Here is a 1023-nt window from a genome sequence, read left to right as displayed (position 1 = left end):
GATCGGGCGCGGGCTGGCCGAGTTGCGGGCCGGCGAGGAATTCGCGGTCGGCCGGGTGCGGCGGCCCGGCGGTGGTCGCAAGCCGCTGCGCGAAACGGACACCAGCCTGCTCGATGATCTGCGCGCGCTGCTTGAGCCGCACACGCGCGGCGATCCGCAATCGCCGCTGATGTGGACCAGCAGGAGCGTGCGTCAGCTCAGCCGCAGCCTGTGCGCGATGGGCCACACCATCGGCCGCTCGCTGGTGGGCGAACTCCTGCACGAGCTCGGCTTCAGCCTGCAGGCCAACCGCAAGACGCTGGAGGGCGCCAGCCATCCCGACCGCGACGCCCAGTTCCACTACATCAACGATCAGGTGACGGCCGCGCTCGCCGCCGGCGAGCCGGCGATCTCGGTCGACACCAAGAAGAAGGAATTGGTGGGCGACTTCAAGAACGGTGGCCGCGACTGGCGGCCGAAGGGCGAGCCCGAGAAGGTCCGCGTGCATGATTTCATCATCCCCGAACTCGGACGGGCCGTGCCCTACGGGGTCTATGACATCGCCGACAATGCCGGCTGGGTCAGCGTCGGCATCGACCACGACACCGCGGCCTTCGCGGTCAACGCCGTCCGCTCCTGGTGGAACACGATGGGCCAGGCTCGCTATCCCAACGCCACCAGCCTGACGATCACCGCCGATGGCGGCGGCAGCAACGGCTCACGGGTTCGCCTGTGGAAGGTCGAGCTGCAAAACCTCGCCGACGAACTCGGCTTGTCGATCACCGTGTGCCACCTGCCGCCCGGCACCAGCAAGTGGAACAAGATCGAGCACCGCCTCTTCTCGTTCATCACCAAGAACTGGCGCGGCAAGCCGCTGGTCAGCCATCAGGCGATCGTGCAGTTGATCGCCGCGACCACCACGACCGCCGGCCTCACGGTGCGCTGCCAACTCGATCCGAATATTTATCCGGCCGGCGTCAAAATCGCCGACGCCGACCTTGAAGCCGTCAACCTCACCCGCCACGACTTCCACGGCGAGTGGAA

The 1023-nt window shown here is 67.3% G+C and carries 1 protein-coding gene; it reads left to right on the top strand.

The features are described 5' to 3' along the window. On the top strand, nucleotides 1–1023 hold a 1023-nt coding region (locus F1193_RS16880), incomplete at both ends, for an ISAzo13 family transposase (protein ID WP_150098951.1).

The sequence above is a fragment of the Blastochloris sulfoviridis genome, assembly GCF_008630065.1.
GTDB classification, from domain to species: domain Bacteria; phylum Pseudomonadota; class Alphaproteobacteria; order Rhizobiales; family Xanthobacteraceae; genus Blastochloris; species Blastochloris sulfoviridis.
This window is presented reverse-complemented; position numbering and strand designations above follow the sequence as displayed.